Genomic DNA, 17497 nt, shown 5'->3' with positions numbered 1-17497 from the left:
CGCACACAAAAATGCCCGTCATCGACGGGCATTTTTGTTGGTGGGCAACAGGCAAGGTTCAACGAATGCCGCGCGCCTCGCGGATCCACTCCCAGGCCTGCTGTATTTCCTGGGCTTTCTCCTTGGCCATCTCCATCATCTCCGGCGGCAGACCCTTGGCGGCCAGCTTGTCCGGGTGATGCTTGCTCATCTCCTTGCGATAGGCCTTCTTCACGTCGGCATCCGACATCTCTTCGCTCACCCCCAGCAACTGGTAGGCGTCCTTGAGCCTGTCACGGCTCGGTGGCTGCTGGCCCGCGGAGTGATGACCGCCCTGATACTGGCCCCGGCCGCCGTGGCGGAAGAAGTTCATCTGTGCCTCGGCCATGGCCAGGATCCGCGCCAGCTCTATCTGGCTAAAGCCCAGCTCCTCGGCAATGGTCTGCAAGATGGCGCGCTCGGCCGCTTCGACCTGACCATCGGCAAAGGCCGCTTGCAGTTGTACCTCCAGGAAGAAACGCAAGATGTCGCGCTGGCCCTGACTCGCACTGCGAAACCCGGCCAGGGTCTGACGCAGGGGAAAATCAGCCTCTTTACCCTCGCGAAATGAACGCTGGGCGTTGCTGCGCTGCTCGGGGGAGAGCCGCATCCGCTCCATCAACGCCGCAGCGACCCGGATCTCCTGCTCGGTGACCTGGCCACCCGCCTTGGCAATGTGGCCCATGACCGCGAAGGTCGCGTGGAAGAAGATGGCTTGCTGCTCGGCGCTCGGGGTGCGACGAAATGCCCCCTGGATGCCGATACCACGGTCAAACCGGTGACCGAGCCAGAGACCAATCAGCAACCCGAAGATATTGCCGAGTAAAAAACCGAAGAAGGCGCCGAGCACCTTGCCCCAAATACGCATGACTCAAGACCTCATATTAATTAGTGGAGCTTAACTCGTCGTCCAGGGCACGCAGCCGCGCCACAGTGCCGATATCGCGCCAGTCCCCGATCAGCTGTGAGCCACCCACTCGCCCTTGCGCCATCCAGTCGCGCAGCAGCGGGGCCAGTTTACGACTGCCCTGGGTGAGGGCACTGAAGGCTGACGTGTGGTAAAGACCGACGCCGCTAAAGGTCAATCCGGGGCGATCCTGTACTCTGTCTCCCTCGAGGGAAAAATCCCCCTGAGGGTGCTGGGGAGGATTGGGCACCAGCCAGAGATGGGCGAGATCGTCTCCCAGAGACTGAGACACCAGAGGCGCGTAATCCATTCCCAGCCAGGTATCCCCATTGATCACCAGAAAAGGGCCATCCCCCAGCAGTGGCAGGGCCTGCACTATGCCGCCCGCCGTTTCGAGCGCCGCAGCCTCGGCAGACCAGGCGATCTGTACCCCGACGTCACTGCCATCACCGAGCGCCGCCACCAGCTTGTCGCCTAGCCAGGCATGGTTGATGACCACCTCGCTGATGCCAGCGGCTTTGAGCTTCTCGAGATGATGAACGATAAGCGGCTTGCCCCCCACCCTCAGCAGCGGCTTGGGCACACTGTCGGTGAGCGGACGCATCCGCTCACCGCGACCGGCCGCCAGTATCATGGCCTTCATGGGCCCTTGCCCTCCAGCACTGCGCCATCAAAACCGGGCAGAACCCGGCGCACCAGCCACTCTCCGAACTCGGCCAGCACCGGATAGGCGGTGCCGTGCAGCTCGCACACGTCCACCACATAGCCCAGAGTACGGGGAATATCCTTGAGGTAACCTGACTTGCCATCGCGATGATAGAGACGGGTGAACAGGCCCGCCGCCTTCAGGTGACGCTGCATACCGGTCAGGTCCGCATGACGACGGAAACTGGCATAATCCAGCTCGCCGAGCAGCCCGGCTTGACTCAATCGGGCATAGCCAAGCTGCATTCCCTGCTCGAGCACCTCATCGGGCCAGCGCACGTAGCAATCCTTCAGCAGCGAGACGAGGTCATAGCTGAGGGGGCCCATGACCATGTCTTGAAAATCGATGATGGCCAACTCGCTCAGGGCCGGGACAGGGTCCCCCGCCCCTTCGCTGCACACCATCAGATTGCGACTATGGAAATCTCTGTGCATCACCCCCTGGGGCTGAGCCAGGTTATTGGCGGTGAGGCAGGCGAAAGTGTCATCCAGCAACTGCTGTTCTGCGTCGCTGAGCAGCAGTTGCAGATGCTTGCCCAGCAGCCATTCGGGGAAGATGGCGTTTTCCCGGGCCATGAAGAGATCATCGAAAGGCTCGAGCGGCAACGCCACGCCCCCCAGCCGGGGCAGCAGCGCAATGGCTTTCTCGTACCAGGCCAGTACGCTGTGCTCACCCAGACAATGAATGAGCTGGATATCGCCAAGATCTGTCACTGCCAGCAGGCCCAGGCTGTAATCGACAGCTCGCACTTCGGGCGCCAGCAGATTGCAGGCATGCAGGGCTGCCGCATTGCGAACAAATTCGTGATTCTTTTCGGTGTGGGGATTGGCATCCACCCAGACAAGATCTGCCCCCCGATAGTAACGGCGGAAACTGGCATCGCCAGAGATAAGGGTCAGCGTCAGCTGGGGGTCGCCGGTGTACTGGCGAGCAAACTGGAGCAGGGAGTCGAAGCGATTGGACATGAGTGAAGGACCGGCTGAAGGTGGAAAGCAGCGCTTGGCTGTTAGCCCTGGCCGCAATAATGCTTTATCATTGCCGGCTAACATAAAGCAATGAGATGCAATGTCAACTCGATGAGTCCTGGCGTATTATGCATGCTCTTGAATCAGCCGTTTCGATACGGATTGCGCGAGTCTTCTAAATGACAAAATGGACACTGGGGCGTGCCTGTCCCATCGCCCTGACCATTGGCCTTGCCAGCCCGGCATATCTCCAGGCTGCGCCATTGAGCGTACCCGCCGCCACTGGTCTGCTGGACGGGCTCTGCTATGACTATGTTCCCAAGATAGAGAAAGCCCCCGCCAATGAGGACGCCAACGCCCTGCCGGTGGAGGTCGATGCCGACAGGCTCGAGGCCAAGCAGGGTGGCACCGCCGTCTATCAGGGCGACGTCAAGGTTCGCCAGGGTGTGCGCAAGTTTGATTCTGATTATGCCCAGGTCGATCAGAAGAGCCGGGATGTGATCGCCATCGGCAACATCTATTACAACGACGGCCAGGTCACTGTCACCAGCGACAAGACCCTGAAATCCAACCTCACCACCAAAGATTCCGAGCTGGAAGAGGGTGTCTATCAGGTGCATGGCTCACCGGTGCGTGGCTCCGCCGACCGGGTCATCATGACCAATAACAACCAGAACATCACCCTGGAAGGCGCGCAATACACCACCTGCCCACCGGGCCAGGAAGCCTGGACCCTGAAGGCGGGCAGCATCGACATCGATCAGAACGAGGTGTTTGGCGAAGCCTGGAACGCCAGTCTCTGGCTCTATGACTACCCGGTGTTCTACTTCCCCTATATCAACTTTCCGATCAAGGATCAGCGCAAGACGGGCCTGCTCTACCCTAGCTACGAGCAGAGCTCCAAGAACGGCATGGACATCAACCAGCCGTTTTACTGGAACATAGCCCCCAACTACGACGCGACTATCAGCTCTCGTTTCATGGACAGGCGTGGCCTGATGGAGCAGGTCGAGTTCCGCTATATGCCGAACCCGTCCCATACCGGCAGCCTCTATTTCGAGAACCTGGCCGATGACAAGCAGTATGATGAGACGGATACCCTCAATGACTATCTCGCCGATGGTCATCGCTACCTGCTCAGTGCCCGTCATACCTCGCGCTTCCTCGACAATGCCCTGGTGATGTCCCTCGACTACACCAAGGTACGCGATAACGATTACAACTATTTCAACGACTTCTCGCCGCCGGTCGGCACTCAGGTCGATAACCAGTTGCAACAATCCTTCAAGGCCGGTTATTACCAGCAGAACTGGAACCTGACCACAGAGGCGCGCACCTATCAGATATTGCTGGCCGGTGCCCAGCAGCCTCACACCATGTTGCCGCGCATCAATCACAACTTTTACCATCAGGGCAACTGGTACGATCTGGCCTGGAATACCGAATTGACCAATTTCGGCTATGACAACGATCAGTCCACCATCGGCGAGGCCTACACAGGCACCCGCCTCTACAGTGCGCCTACCCTGACGGTGCCGCTCATCGATGCGGCTGGTTACTACCTGGATAGCCAATACAAGCTGATGTACACCCAGTACAACCAGGATGTACCGGATAGCAGCAAGCTCACGTCCTATTACCGCAACAAGGGGCTGACCGATCTCGACGACAAGGTCACCCGGGTACTGCCCTCGTTCCGCCTCAAGGGTGGCATGACCTTCGATCGCCAGCAGGATTGGTTTGGTGAAACTGCCAACCAGACCCTGGAGCCCGAGTTTCAGTACCTCTATGTCCCCTACAAGGATCAGGACAACATTGGTATCTATGACTCGACCAGCATGCGCCAGGACTACTACAGCCTGTTCAGCGATCGCCGTTTCGCCGGTCTGGATCGGATAAGTGATTCCAACCGGGTCTCCGTGGGTCTCACCAGCCGGGTCTATGATGCCGTAGGTGATGAACGTCTCCGTCTGGCGGTGGCTCAGGCATTCGATTTCGTCGCCCCCAAGGTAACGCTCTATCCCAGCGATGAGGCGAGCACCAACACCCGCTCCCCCTTGTCGTTCGAGGGGGATGCCAAGATAAGCGAACAGTGGTTCGCCCATGCCGGCGCCCAGTATGACGTGCAGGAAAAAGAGTTCAGCTCCGCCAACAGTGCCCTGGAATACCGCCATGAGAAGCTGATCAGCCAGGTCAACTACCGCTTCGTGCGTGATGCCAACTATGACCTCACCCGCAGCGGTGAGACGGCCAACATCAATCAGGTCGGCATGGTGGTGGGCTCGCCCATCAATGACCAGTGGCACATGTATGGCGGCTATTACTACGACCTGGATCAGAACGTCAAAGTCGACCGCAAAATAGGCGTCAAATATGACTCCTGTTGCTGGAGCATCAACTTCAACCTGGAGTGGGTCAACAGCCCGGATAACGTCACCTACCAGCCCACTTCGGAGCGTAGTTTCGGCATCCAGTTTGAAATGAAAGGATTGGGTAGTGTGGGTACAGGGGCCAAGGGCACCAGTCTGGATACAGATGCCCTGCCTTACATTCGTCCGTTTAACCTGCGGGACAAGTGAGTCATCGCAAAACGCCTTGAGAGATGGATATGAAGAAGACGTGGATTTCCCTGCTGACTGCAGGCCTGTTAGGTGTCATGAGCCAGAGTGCCCTTGCCTCCCCCGAGCTCATCGACAAGGTGCTGGCGGTGGTCAACAAAGACGTGGTACTCGCCAGCCAGCAAGAGGCCCTGGTCAACAAGATCAAGTTCTCTGCCAAGGAGAGCGGCCAGGCGCTGCCCGATGACGCCACCCTGCGCAAACAGGCGCTGGATCGCCTGATCCAGGAGAGCCTGCAATTGCAGCTGGCGGACCGGCAAGGTCTGAAGATCAGCGATACCCAGCTCGAGCAGGCGATCAACAGCATCGCCGCCGATAACAAGATGAACCTGGAACAGCTGCGGGCCCAGCTCGACCGTGAGGGTCTGAGTTATGCCCAGTACCGGGAAGAGGTGCGCCGCGAAATCCTGATGAACGAGGTTCGCCGCAACCAGATCCGTCGCCGCATCAACATCTCCGATCAAGAGGTCAAGCAAGTGGTGCAGGCACTGCAGAAACAGGGCCAGCAACAGCAGGAGTTCCATGTCGGTCACATCCAGATAGCCCTGCCGGACAACCCGAGCGCCGAACAGCTCAATGCCGCCAAAGCCAAGATCGACAGCCTGCTCAAACGCCTGCGTGATGGCGCAGACTTCCGCGAGCTGGCCATCGCCGAGAGCAATGGTCCCAAGGCCCTGGAAGGGGGGGATTGGGGCTGGATGAGCCCGCAAGAGATGCCCACGCTCATGGCTGAGGCCGTGCAGGGTGCCAAGAAGGGTGACATCGTCGGTCCGCTGCGCTCCGGGGCAGGCCTGCACATCGTCAAGGTGTTTGATGCCAAGGGTGCCCAGCAAGTGGTGCAGACCGAGGTCAAGGCCCGCCACATTCTGATCAAGCCCTCGATCATCCTGAGTGAAGAGAAGGCCAAGGGCATGCTTGATGGCTTCCTCCACGACATCAAGAGCGGCAAGGCTGACTTCGCCGCCCTGGCAGAGAAGTACTCCGAAGACCCCGGTTCTGCGGTACAAGGTGGCGAGCTCGGCTGGTCCGATCCCGGCGTCTATGTGCCCGAGTTCCGCGATATGGTCAATCGCCTGCAACCCGGTCAGTACAGCGAGCCGTTCCGTACCAGCCACGGCTGGCACATAGTGCAGCTCGAAGACAGACGCAGTCAGGACGCCACCGACAAGGCCCAGGAACAGCGCGCTTACCAGCTGATCTACAATCGCCGCTTCGTGGAAGAGTCCCAAGCCTGGCTGGATGAGCTGCGCGATGAAGCCTATATCCGCATCGAAGGCGCCGGCAGTTGATGATTTGCCAACGTCTCGCCATCACCCCGGGTGAGCCGGCCGGTATTGGGCCGGATCTGGTGCTCGACATCGCCCAGCGCGATTGGCCCCACCAGCTGGTGGTGGTGGCCGATCCTGCGCTGATGCGCCGCCGCGCCGCCATGCTGGGGCTCGATATCGAGCTTGTCCCCTATGATCCAGCTCTGCCGGCCAGCCCCCAGCGGGCCGGTAGCCTGACCCTCTGCCCCGTCACCCTGGGGGCAACTGAGACCGCAGGCGCGCTCAACGAAGCCAATGGCGCCTATGTGCTGGCCACCCTGCAGCGAGCCTGTGATGGCAACCTGAGCGGCGAGTTTGCCGCCGTGGTCACAGGCCCGGTGCACAAGGGCATCATCAATCAGGCCGGGGTCTCGTTTAGCGGCCACACCGAGTTCTTTGCCCAGCAGGCAGGGGTCGGTGATGTGGTCATGCTGCTCGCCACCGACGGCCTGAGGGTGGCGCTGGCCACCACTCATATTCCCCTCGCCAATGTCGCTCGCGCCATTACGGCGGAGCGTCTGGGCAAGGTGATCCGGATCCTGAATGCGGATCTGAACAGCAAGTTTGGTATCACTCGTCCCAGGATCTACGTCTGCGGCCTCAATCCCCACGCCGGGGAAGGGGGTCACCTGGGCCGGGAAGAGATAGACGTGATCGAACCCGCCCTGGCCGCCCTGCGCCAGGAAGGGATCGATCTGGTTGGCCCCCTGCCAGCCGACACCCTGTTCCAGGAGAAGTACCTCAAGGATGCGGACGCGGTACTGACCATGTACCACGACCAGGGGCTGCCCGTGCTCAAATACAAGGGCTTCGGGCGCTCGGTCAATATCACCCTCGGACTCCCCTTTATCCGCACCTCGGTGGATCACGGCACGGCCCTGGACTTGGCAGGCAAAGGCCTGGCCGATTCTGGCAGCCTGATCACCGCGCTTAACCACGCCATTCTGATGGTAGAGAAAAAAATATGAGCAGTAAGATGCACATGGGCCACACGGCCCGTAAGCGTTTCGGTCAGAACTTCTTGCACGACAGCTATGTGATCGATCAGATAGTGGCCGCCATCAATCCGCAGCCGGGTCAGAACCTGGTGGAGATAGGCCCGGGTCTGGCGGCGCTGACCGAACCGGTCGCCTCCCAGATGGACAAGATGACCGTGGTCGAGCTGGACCGTGACTTGGCCGCACGCCTGCGCGAGCACCCCACCCTGAAAGAGAAGCTGACCGTGATCGAAGCCGATGCCATGCGCTTCGACTTCGGCACCCTGATGGGCGAAGGCAAGGGGCCGCTGCGCATCTTCGGCAACCTGCCCTATAACATCTCCACCCCCCTCATCTTCCACCTGTGCGAGTTCGCCGACCGGGTCGAGGACATGCACTTCATGTTGCAAAAAGAGGTGGTATTGCGGATGTGCGCCGGCCCGGGCAGCAAGGCCTATGGTCGCCTGAGCGTCATGGTTCAGTACTACTGCCAGGTGATCCCTGTGCTGGAAGTGGGCCCAGGCGCCTTCAAGCCAGCCCCGAAAGTGGACTCAGCCGTGGTACGCCTGGTGCCCCACAAGAACCCACCCCTGGTCGCCAAGGATCTGCGCTGCCTGAGCCGGGTCTGTACCGAAGGCTTCGGCCAGCGTCGCAAGACCATCCGCAACAGCTTTGCGAACTTCATTACCGTGGACCAGCTCGCCGAGCTTGGCATTGACAGCACCCTGCGCCCGGAGAACCTCTCCCTGGCACAGTTTGTGACCATCGCCAACTGGCTGGCCGACCAACAGCAGGCCTGACACCATGGCGACACCGACCATTCATATCCGCCCCCATCCCGGCTATGTCGAAGGCAGCCAGGATCCCTACCAGTTTCTCTATCTCATCGAGATCCATAACCTGGGGCCAGGCCCGGCACAACTGCTCGCCCGGCGCTGGATCATCACCGATGCCAACGGCAAGATAGTGGAGGTCGAGGGGCCTGGCGTGGTCGGTGAGCAGCCCGTCATCCCCCCTGGTGAGACCTTCCGCTACCAGAGCGGGGTTCCCCTCGATACCCCCCTCGGGGTCATGGAGGGGAGCTATCGGATGCGCGATGAAGCGGGCAACGAATTTGATGCCCCCATAGCGCCCTTTACCCTGGCGGTTCCCCACATTATCAATTGAGGTTTCATGGCAAACTGTTTTGTCGGCGATGTCCAGGGTTGTTATGACGATCTGCGCCGCCTGCTTGAGCTGGCTGATTTTGATCCCCAGGCAGATACCCTCTGGCTGGCGGGGGATCTGGTGGCGCGGGGGCCGGACTCCCTCTCCGTGCTGCGCTTTGCCAAGTCCCTAGGTGACAAGGCCGTCTGCATACTCGGCAATCATGATCTGCATCTGCTCGCCGTCGCCGAAGGGGTGGCCCCCCTCAAGAAGAAGGACAGATTGCAGGCCTTGATGGAAGCACCGGACAGAGAGGCCCTGCTGGAATGGCTGCGCCATCGACCGCTGCTTGCCGAGTGCCCCCACCCGACACGCCCTGTGATGATGGTCCATGCCGGTCTCTCTCCGACCTGGGATGCCGATACCGCCCGCCTCTGTGCCCGCGAGGTGGAGAGTCTGCTGCAAAGCGATCAATACCTCTGGCTGCTGCACCACATGTATGGGGATCATCCGGATAGCTGGGACGAAGGCCTGCTCGGCATAGAGCGCTATCGCTACATCATCAACAGCTTCACCCGGATGCGCTTTTGTCACGCCGATGGTCGACTCGACTTCAAGTGCAAGCTGGGGCCCGATGACTCGACCCCCGGCCTGCATCCCTGGTTCGAGCTGCGGGAGCGTCACAGCGATGACCCCACCCTGGTATTCGGCCACTGGGCGGCACTGATGGGCAACACAGGCCGTCCTCATATCAAGGCCCTCGATACCGGCTGCGTCTGGGGCAACACTCTTACCCTGTGGCGTCTGGAAGATGATGCCCTGATCAGCACCCCCTGCCCCCTGCATGCTCGCTGAGCAAGGGATGGTGCATCACGGACAGCAAAAAGGCCCTCACGGGCCTTTTTTCATGGTGCGACTGAGGGGATCAATGGGCGATCCGCTCCAGGGTCTCGAAACAGTAAGGGTGGGGATTGCGCTCATCGGGCTGATGGGCTTCCCGCTCCACGCAATGCCACTGCTGCCCCTCATACTCCGGGAAGCGGGTGTCACCCTCGACGGCCAGCTCAATGTGAGTCAGATAGAGGCGATCCGCGCGCGGCAATAGCTGGGCATAGAGATAACCCCCGCCAATCACCATCAACTCATCGGGCATCTCGCTCTCGGACAAGGTTGCGAAGACTTCCTCGATGGATGAGAAAACCTCAATGTTGGGCGCGCTAAATCCTGAATTACGACTGATCACCAAATTTCGGCGCCCAGGCAGCGGGCGGCCAATGGACTCGAATGTCTTTCGCCCCATCAATACCGGTTTGCCAAGGGTGACCCTCTTGAAGTGGGCCAGATCGGCGGGCAGGTGCCAGGGCATCTGGTTGTCCTTGCCGATCACCCGATCCCGGGCCATGGCGGCAATCATGGAAATCTTCATGGGTTCAGCCTCTCACGCCGTCTCTCACACAATGGGGCGATTACGGTACACGACCAGCGAGGGTATCGCCAGCCCGAAGCTCAATGCTCCTACGATAAAAATAGCCTTCAAACCATTCTCCAAGGCGCTCTGAATAAGCGCCAGGGTCACGCCGTGAATGTTGAGTTCGACGATGGCTATCATCGTCTTGAATGCATAGCTGCCCGGGATCATCGGGATGATAGAGGCCACGCTGAACACGGGGCGCGGGGCCAGCAGCCGCCGCGACCAATAGACACAGACAAAGCCGACCGTGGTCGCCGCCGCCAGGGTTGCCCACTCGATGGGCATCCCCTCGTGCATCAGCAAGGTGCGCAGACTATGGGCCAGGGCGCCCCCCATGGCGCAGTACTTGAGCATGCGGGGCGGCACGTTGAACAACATGGCAAACCCCACCGCAGGAATGGCCGACCAGAAGGCATCCTTGGCCAACAACCATGACAGCTCCATCATGGCCTGCTCCCATCACCACCGGCTGACGGGAGCGCTGCCATAGCATGCGAGATGCGGTTCATATCAGCCTCCACCATACCTTGCCTCCCCAGACCTCGGCGATGGACATGGCCAGTATGATGCCGATGGCGGCGCTGATGGTGAGCAGGGTCGCCGTCCCCCAGCGGGCCAGCCCCATGTTGAAGTAACCCTTGACCATGTCAGAGACCGCATTGATGAGGGGGAACCCCGGCACCAGCAACAGCACGCTGGCCGCCATGGCGAGGTAGGGCTGCTCGCCCCAGCCAAAGAAGGTGGCGCTGGAGGCAAGGAGCGTTGCGATAAAACCGGTCAAGGCGAAATTGATAAGCGGACTGTGATGGTGGCGCGCCATCAGCTGGCGTACCCGCATGGCAACGGCGCTGGCGACAAAAGTCACCAGGAAAATGGGCCAATCGCCGCCGAACAACAGGCTGAAGGCACCACAGGATAGACCCACCATGGGCACGACCAGCCAGGGGTGATAGTGGAAGGGCTTGATGGCATCGAGTCGCTGCCTGACTTCCCGCGCCCCAATGAGATGCTTCTCAGCCATGATGCACAGTCGTTGCACCTCACACACCACCTGCATATTGATGCCGTGCTCGCGCACCCTGCGGGTGGTGGTGACACAATGCCCTTGATAGAGGCTGGTCAACACGATGGCGCTTGAGGAGATGGCCATCTCGACACTCTCCAGTCCAAGCGCCAGGCCCAGCCGCGTTGTCGTTTGCTCAATGAGTCGGCTTTCGGCACCAAACTGGGCCAACATCTGCCCTGCCTTGACGAGGATACGGGTGACCTCCGTCTGCTGTTCCCGGGACAGCACCCTTCTTGGACTGATACTTCTCATGTTCCCTTCGAGTCGTAGCGTTAAAGGCACTATCTTAGCCTGGCTGGCCAGGCTATTCACCCACCCCTGACAGGGTAAAATAGGGGGCAAGATCAACGAACCGGATGATAAATAGCTTGCAACCGGTATCACTCATAATAAAGCGCGCAGCCAACGGCCCCCATGGGATAGCGGTCTCTTTCGGATCACCTAATGTCAGCGCGATAAAGGAAACACGACCGGGATATGCCAAATACGGCCCAGCTGGGTCACCGGAAATAATCCATTCCCGTCTATAACCCGGCATTGAATATTTCCGAATGACACTTATTTGTGGCGATGGTCCTGCAATGAGATCACATTATTACGGGGTGGTAAGGGAGGGAGTTCATCTTCGTCCGAGAGATAGCAGAGCCGGCTCATTTCACTTCGCATCAGGAAGAAGGAGTCTTGCATCATATTGACGATGCGAAGGCAGCTATCGATGGGGTTCTTGGCCAGCCTGCGCTGGCAGTCGACCTGAAACTGCAACCCTCTCAATCTGCGCTGCTGATCCGGGGTGGCCGTTTCTATCACCGCCTCTATCTGTTCATAGAGCAGGGTCTCAAGCAGATGAGGCTCTGTCGCGGCAAGCCGTTTCAAGGTGTCAAAATCAGGTAATTCCATGTCGCCCTCCACTCTCGCATTGAGAGGGTGTGATGCTGGCACATTGACTCTTCCAGCCTCTCCTACTGGTTATATATGCCAAGGGTGAGCGGAGTTCAATTTACCACCAGACAGTCGACAAGCTTCCATTGAATACTGCCAATCAGGACATCAAGATATTAACCATTACAGATCAGCACGTTGAATTTTAAACGCCAATATCCTGTCTAACCATCAATCCTTATACATTTTTCACAAGCAGGGCAGCACTATTATTCCCATTACTGACTTCCGGCCTGAAAATGTATTTTCAAGCCGTATGCCAAGAGCCGGATCAAGCAGGCGACACCTCGGGCATTAAAGCCAGCATTTAACATATCTATCTGATTATGCTATTTTATTTCCCTATCCACCGCGACAGACAAGGGGTCGTATGAATAAGGCAAAGATCGGCATCGTCACCGTCAGTGACAGGGCCAGTGCAGGCATCTACGAGGATCTCTCCGGCAAGGCCATCATGGACACGCTCGGCTGCTATCTGAGCTCTGAGTGGGAAGCCGTCTACCGCCTGATCCCGGACGAGCAACCCCAGATTGAGGCGTGTCTGGCTCAACTGGCGGATGACATGCAGTGCTGCCTCATCGTCACCACGGGGGGCACAGGCCCTGCCAAGCGGGATGTCACCCCGGAGGCGACCGAAGCGGTGTGCGATCGCATGATGCCGGGCTTCGGTGAACTGATGCGCGCCGAGTCCCTCAAGTTCGTCCCGACCGCCATACTGTCGCGCCAGACCGCGGGGCTGCGGGGCAGCACCCTGATCGTCAACCTGCCAGGCAAACCAAAATCCATTCGCGAGTGCCTGGATGCGGTCTTCCCCGCCATTCCCTACTGCATCGATCTGATGGACGGCCCCTATCTCGAGTGCGATGAGAGCGTCATCAAGCCTTTTCGCCCCAAGCAGTAAGCGCAGCTCATCCCCCATAAAAAGAGGCGCCCAGGGGCGCCTCTTTTACCATCTTGATGGTCACGACCAGCGCTTGAAGATGAGCGAGGTATTGATGCCGCCAAAGGCGAAGTTGTTGGACATCAGATACGCCACATCCAGCACCCGGCCACCGCTGCGGATATGGTCCAGCGGGGCGCAGGCGGGATCCGGCTCGTTCAGGTTGAGGGTGGGAGAGAACCAGCCCTCATTCATCATCTCCAGAGAGAGCCAGGCCTCGATGGCGCCGCAGGCCCCCAGGGTGTGACCAAAGTAGCTTTTCAATGAGGAGATGGGGGTCTTGTCCCCGAAAATAGCACCAGTGGCATGGCTTTCGGCAATATCGCCGCGCTCGGTCGCCGTGCCGTGAGCACTGATATAGCCAATATCCTCTGCCTGCAAACCTGCATCATTCAGGGCCATCGCCATGCAGAGCTGCATGGTCTCTCTCTGGGGCTGGGTGACATGGGCCGCATCGCAGTTGGTGGCAAAGCCCACCAACTCGGCGAGTATGGTCGCGCCCCGGGCCAGGGCATGTTCCAGCTCCTCCAGAATAAGGGTGCCTGCCCCCTCCCCGATCACTAGCCCATCGCGCTCCCTGTCGAAGGGCCTGGGGCTCAGCTGCGGGGTCTCATTTTGCAAGCTGGTCGCAAACAGGGTGTCAAACACCACCGCCTCGGAGGGGCAGAGCTCCTCGGCGCCCCCCGCCACCATCAGATCCTGATAGCCATGCTTGATCGCCTCATAGGCATAACCAATGCCCTGACTGCCGGAGGTGCAGGCGCTCGAGGTGGGAATGACCCGGCCTCGCAGGCCGAAGAAGAGGCCGGTATTGACCGCCGCCGTGTGGGGCATCATCTGCACATAGGTGGTGGCCGTGATGCTGGCGGTGGTCTTGTCGTTGAGCATGGCGCCGAAGGCACTGATGGGCGCGGTGCTGCCAATGGAGGAGCCATAGGCGATGCCGGTGCGCCCACCGGTGAGGACAGGGTGGCCAATCAGGCCGGCGCGGATCAGGGCCAGCTCGGTCGCCACCGTGGAGAGCTGTGAGACCCGGCCCATGGCGCGAGTCTGCTTGCGGGTATAGTGGCTCGGCAGCACAAAGTCCGGGATGGGGGCGGCCAACCGGGTATTGAGCCCCTCATAGACCGCCCACTCCGGCATCTGGCGCACCCCATTGCACTCGGCCTTGAGGCGGGGCCCCACGCTCTGCCAATCGTTGCCAAAGGCGGTCACCCCGGCCATGCCGGTGACCACGACCCGCCTGCTGTTCGCGCTCATATCAGGCCCCCGTTGATGGAGATCACCTGACGGGTCACATAAGCCGCTACGTCCGACATCAGGTAGGAGACCAGCCCCGCCACTTCATCTGCCTGGCCCATGCGCTTGAGCGGGATCATCTTCATCGCCTCGGCCTCCACCTCGGCATTGACCATGCCGGTGTCGATGAGCCCGGGGGCCACGCAGTTGACCGTGATCTTGCGTTTGGCCAGCTCCAGGGCCAGGGCCTTGCTGGCCCCTATGATGCCCGCCTTGGCCGCGCTGTAGTTGACCTGGCCCCTGTTGCCCATGATGCCTGAGACAGAGGAGAGGGTGACGATGCGCCCCCCCCGCCGCAGCCCAATCATCGGCATGATGCAGGGCTTGAGCAGGTTGTAGAAACCATCCAGATTGGTGTGCACTACCCCATCCCAATCCTCATCGGTCAGGGCCGGGAAGGCACCGTCGCGGATGACACCGGCATTGCTGACCACGCCGTAATAGGCGCCATGGGTCTCGATGTCCGACTCGAGCCGGCTGCGGCACGCCTCCCGGTTCGAGATATCGAACTGGATCAGTCGCCCCTGGCCCCCCGCCGCCACGAGCTCGGCCAGGGTTGCCTCGGCACCCGAACGGTCACTGTGATAGTGCACCACGATGTGGAAGCCATCCCTGGCCAGCTGCAGGGCGATGGCACGGCCTATGCCCTTGCTGGCACCCGTCACCAATACGGTGGAACTCATAAATCAATCCTTCCCTAACAAATTCAGATAATGGGGTCTCAGGCACCCAGAGCGCCCCTCAGGCGGCACTCAGTTGCCCGCCGAGCCAGCCCCCTGGCCAGCCCGGCGCTATCGGTCAAGCGGTAAGATATTGGCCAGTTCGCTATCACTGGGCAGATAGGTGCTGAGCCGCGCCTCGGCGCAGAGCCTATCGCCGCGCAAGATCCGGCACTCGAAACTGGCCATGCCACCATCTTCCAGCAGGCATTCGGCCTCGATGACGAGCCGCTCCCCGGCCGCGAAGGCAGGCAGCTGGCTCTGATACTGGCGACTGCCGAGCAGCATGCCGATGCGCACCGGCTCGCCCCGCTCGCGCCCCCGCATCCCGGCCCAGGCGGCTATGGTCTGGGCCATCAGCTCCAGGCCGACCCAGGCGGGCAGGCTCCCCTGCTCATCGAGCAGCAGGCGGTGGCGATCCCCCACCCGGGTCTCGCAGCGCACCCGCGTCCCCTGGTAATCGAGCAGGCTATCGAGCAGCAGCATGGGGGCCTGATGGGGCAACAGCTCGGCGATGGTTATCTCATTCATGGTCGGTATTCATCTCTTGTGTCGCAAGGGGCGCAGTCCCCTCGGCGGAGCCTGCCACGTCCCGGCGACCCAGCAGCAGACTGACGTTATTGCCACCAAAGGCGAAGGAGTTCGACAGAGTCAGGGCGAGGGGCTCACCGGCGAGAGCAGACCCGCGTCCCTGTACGAGTTCAATCTGGGCCAGGGCCGCATCCTGCACACCTCCCTGCCCGGGAGCTGGCAACCCTAGCTCCATCAACAGGCAGCAGAGCGCCGCCTCTATGGCGCCCGCCGCCCCCAGACAATGACCGGTCAGCATCTTGCTGGAGCTGCAGGGGGCCGTCTCATCGCCCCCGAATAACCGGGCCAGGGCGCGGCTCTCCATCTCATCGTTGAGTCGGGTCGCGGTGCCATGCAGGTTGATGTAGTCGAGCGCCCTGGCCTCCACCCCCCCCTGCTGCAGGGCCATGCGCATGGCCGCCTCGGCCCCCACCCCTTCCGGATGAGGGGCCGAGATATGCCAGGCATCGGAGGATTCCCCCGCCCCCAGCAACGCCAGCGGCGCCGGGGCCTGGCTCAGCAAAAAGAGGGCGGCCCCCTCGCCGATGTTGATGCCGCGTCTATCCGCGGCGAAGGGGCGGCAGCGCGCCAGACTCAGGGACTCCAGGCTGTCAAAACCATTGAGGGTCAAGCCGCACAAACTGTCGGCCCCGCCGACGATCACCGCGTCGGCCAACCCGGCCGCCAACAGCCGCTGGCCGCTGATAAAGGCGCGGGCACTGGATGAACAGGCGGTCGAAAGGGTGTAAGCCGGCCCCGTCAGGGCCAGCTGGCGTGCCAGAAACTCACTCGGCGAGCCCAGTTCCTGCTGGCGATAATCAAATGCAGCTGGCAGTGACGTCCCTCGCTCCCTGGCCGCCACAGCCAGCTCCGCCTCGGCAATCCCCGCCGTGCTGGTACCCAGTACGATGGCGATGCGATCCGCCCCCAGTCGGGTCACCAGCGCATCGACACTGGGCCGGATCTGGGCCAGGGCCGCCAGCAGCAGTCGATTGTTGCGAGAGTCATAGGCCGCCAGTGTGTCAGGGACAGGAGGCAGCGCCTCCCTCACCCGGCCCACCGGGGTGAGTCGGCCATCACTCAGGGCTTGCTGTTCAGTGTCGAGGGGGCTGATGCCCTCCGCCTGCCAGGTGGTCAGGGCCGTGCTCACCGCCGCCTTGCCCTCCCCCAGGGCACAGATCAGGCCGTAAGCCTGGATATAGCAGGGGGAAATGGGGGTCATTGCCTGGGTCATGGGGCCAGCTTCTCCATCTGCAACTGGTAATCGAAGGCATGCTGCACCAGACGCACAGGTTCTCGCTCTCCGGCGATATCTTGATAGAAGATCTCGCTCACCAGCGTGCCCTTGGGGTCTCGCAGGCGCCGCACCATGCCCTCGTCCTTGAGCTGCCAACCCCTGGGCAGTTGCGGCTGCCAGGATTGAATGGGCCAGTAGCTGAGCATGACATCGGCCAATACCTGAGCCACCGGGGGCAGGGTCGTGCCTCCCAGCAGACTGGAGAGTTGCTCGGTGCGAATCGCCTCACCGTCATAACTCACGCGAAACAGCCGGATCCCGCTCGGGGTCAACCCCACCAGGGTGAGCTGGCGGCCATCGGCCTCCAACACCGTCAGCAGCTGATGCTCACCCCCCTGGGTCCTGGCACTCAGCAACTGTTGGCGATAGAGCGGCTGAGCCAGGGTCGGCGCCGGCAACACCAGACGGGTCTCCTGGGTCAGGAAAGCGCGATTATCCGGCACCGCGGTCGGCACACTGGCACAGGCGCTCAGCAAGCTGGCGCATAAACAGAGAGGCAGAAGCGACTTCATCTTGTGTCCCGGGCGTCTGGGGTGGGCCAAAAAGGGGTGG

The 17497-nt window shown here is 60.8% G+C and carries 19 protein-coding genes; 7 read left to right on the top strand and 12 right to left on the bottom strand.

All coding sequences use genetic code 11. From position 1 onward, the window contains the following. Positions 1-58: 58 nt before the first annotated feature. Genes djlA through BN1130_RS02790 form a run of 3 tightly spaced genes read right to left on the bottom strand, consistent with a single transcriptional unit; the run spans position 59 to position 2596 of the window. Positions 59-886 (bottom strand): co-chaperone DjlA, encoded by an 828-nt coding sequence (gene djlA / locus BN1130_RS02800; RefSeq protein WP_042040173.1) that lies wholly within the window; start codon positions 884-886, stop codon positions 59-61. A gap of 16 nt (positions 887-902) precedes the next feature. Continuing rightward, positions 903-1568, bottom strand: coding sequence for an N-acetylmuramate alpha-1-phosphate uridylyltransferase MurU (gene murU / locus BN1130_RS02795; protein WP_042040171.1), 666 nt, complete (start codon positions 1566-1568; stop codon positions 903-905). After that, positions 1565-2596: an aminoglycoside phosphotransferase family protein gene (locus BN1130_RS02790; protein WP_042040169.1), complete on the bottom strand. Its 1032-nt coding sequence runs from the start codon at positions 2594-2596 to the stop codon at positions 1565-1567. The genes murU and BN1130_RS02790 overlap by 4 nt, the downstream gene beginning before the upstream one ends. A gap of 179 nt (positions 2597-2775) precedes the next feature. Here BN1130_RS02790 and lptD point away from each other — a divergent pair, with 179 nt between their 5' ends. Genes lptD through BN1130_RS02760 form a run of 6 tightly spaced genes read left to right on the top strand, consistent with a single transcriptional unit; the run spans position 2776 to position 9499 of the window. Then, positions 2776-5175 carry an LPS assembly protein LptD gene (gene lptD / locus BN1130_RS02785; protein WP_042040168.1) on the top strand — a complete coding sequence of 800 codons (2400 nt, stop codon included), beginning with the start codon at positions 2776-2778 and terminating at the stop codon, positions 5173-5175. 29 nt (positions 5176-5204) lie between these two features. After that, entirely contained in the window at positions 5205-6503 is a 1299-nt protein-coding gene (gene surA / locus BN1130_RS02780; RefSeq protein WP_042040166.1) for a peptidylprolyl isomerase SurA, read from the top strand. Then, positions 6503-7489, top strand: a complete 987-nt coding sequence (gene pdxA / locus BN1130_RS02775; protein WP_042040165.1) for a 4-hydroxythreonine-4-phosphate dehydrogenase PdxA — start codon at positions 6503-6505, stop codon at positions 7487-7489. The genes surA and pdxA overlap by 1 nt, the downstream gene beginning before the upstream one ends. Then, positions 7486-8298, top strand: coding sequence for a 16S rRNA (adenine(1518)-N(6)/adenine(1519)-N(6))-dimethyltransferase RsmA (gene rsmA / locus BN1130_RS02770; RefSeq protein ID WP_042040163.1), 813 nt, complete (start codon positions 7486-7488; stop codon positions 8296-8298). Before pdxA ends, rsmA begins: the two co-directional genes overlap by 4 nt. A gap of 4 nt (positions 8299-8302) precedes the next feature. Then, positions 8303-8665, top strand: coding sequence for a Co2+/Mg2+ efflux facilitator ApaG/CorD (gene apaG / locus BN1130_RS02765; RefSeq protein ID WP_042040162.1), 363 nt, complete (start codon positions 8303-8305; stop codon positions 8663-8665). A gap of 6 nt (positions 8666-8671) precedes the next feature. Next, positions 8672-9499, top strand: coding sequence for a symmetrical bis(5'-nucleosyl)-tetraphosphatase (locus BN1130_RS02760; RefSeq protein ID WP_042040161.1), 828 nt, complete (start codon positions 8672-8674; stop codon positions 9497-9499). Between the two features lie 70 nt (positions 9500-9569). Here BN1130_RS02760 and folA read toward each other — a convergent pair whose 3' ends face one another. From folA to BN1130_RS02740, 4 genes are all read right to left on the bottom strand, one after another. Next, on the bottom strand, positions 9570-10070 hold the full coding sequence (gene folA, locus BN1130_RS02755) for a type 3 dihydrofolate reductase (protein WP_042040160.1): 501 nt from the start codon (positions 10068-10070) through the stop codon (positions 9570-9572). A 24-nt stretch (positions 10071-10094) separates the two neighbouring features. Beyond that, positions 10095-10562, bottom strand: a complete 468-nt coding sequence (locus BN1130_RS02750; RefSeq protein ID WP_042040159.1) for a threonine/serine exporter family protein — start codon at positions 10560-10562, stop codon at positions 10095-10097. 58 nt (positions 10563-10620) lie between these two features. Further along, complete coding sequence (locus BN1130_RS02745) at positions 10621-11433, bottom strand: threonine/serine exporter family protein (RefSeq protein ID WP_042040158.1); 813 nt, start codon at positions 11431-11433, stop codon at positions 10621-10623. Positions 11434-11739: 306 nt separating this feature from the next. After that, positions 11740-12078, bottom strand: a complete 339-nt coding sequence (locus tag BN1130_RS02740; protein WP_042040157.1) for a DUF3135 domain-containing protein — start codon at positions 12076-12078, stop codon at positions 11740-11742. Between the two features lie 412 nt (positions 12079-12490). On the opposite strand from BN1130_RS02740, the gene mog reads away from it, so the two are divergent. Then, on the top strand, positions 12491-13021 hold the full coding sequence (gene mog, locus BN1130_RS02735) for a molybdopterin adenylyltransferase (RefSeq protein ID WP_042040156.1): 531 nt from the start codon (positions 12491-12493) through the stop codon (positions 13019-13021). Between the two features lie 60 nt (positions 13022-13081). Here mog and BN1130_RS02730 read toward each other — a convergent pair whose 3' ends face one another. The 5 genes from BN1130_RS02730 to BN1130_RS02710 form a co-directional block, all read right to left on the bottom strand. After that, a complete protein-coding gene (locus BN1130_RS02730; RefSeq protein WP_042040155.1) occupies positions 13082-14320 on the bottom strand; it encodes a beta-ketoacyl-ACP synthase in 1239 nt (412 codons plus the stop codon). After that, positions 14317-15042, bottom strand: coding sequence for a 3-ketoacyl-ACP reductase FabG2 (locus BN1130_RS02725; protein WP_042040154.1), 726 nt, complete (start codon positions 15040-15042; stop codon positions 14317-14319). The genes BN1130_RS02730 and BN1130_RS02725 overlap by 4 nt, the downstream gene beginning before the upstream one ends. Before the next feature lie 108 nt (positions 15043-15150). Beyond that, positions 15151-15609, bottom strand: a complete 459-nt coding sequence (locus BN1130_RS02720) for a hotdog family protein (protein WP_042040152.1) — start codon at positions 15607-15609, stop codon at positions 15151-15153. Then, positions 15602-16882, bottom strand: coding sequence for a beta-ketoacyl-[acyl-carrier-protein] synthase family protein (locus tag BN1130_RS02715; protein ID WP_042040150.1), 1281 nt, complete (start codon positions 16880-16882; stop codon positions 15602-15604). Before BN1130_RS02715 ends, BN1130_RS02720 begins: the two co-directional genes overlap by 8 nt. Then, on the bottom strand, positions 16879-17457 hold the full coding sequence (locus BN1130_RS02710; protein WP_042040245.1) for a DUF3261 domain-containing protein: 579 nt from the start codon (positions 17455-17457) through the stop codon (positions 16879-16881). Before BN1130_RS02710 ends, BN1130_RS02715 begins: the two co-directional genes overlap by 4 nt. Positions 17458-17497: the final 40 nt, after the last annotated feature.

It is taken from the genome of Aeromonas rivuli (genome assembly GCF_000820045.1).
Lineage (GTDB): Bacteria > Pseudomonadota > Gammaproteobacteria > Enterobacterales > Aeromonadaceae > Aeromonas > Aeromonas rivuli.
Note: the sequence above shows the minus strand (reverse complement) of the source record. Positions and strands in the feature narration are given on the sequence as shown.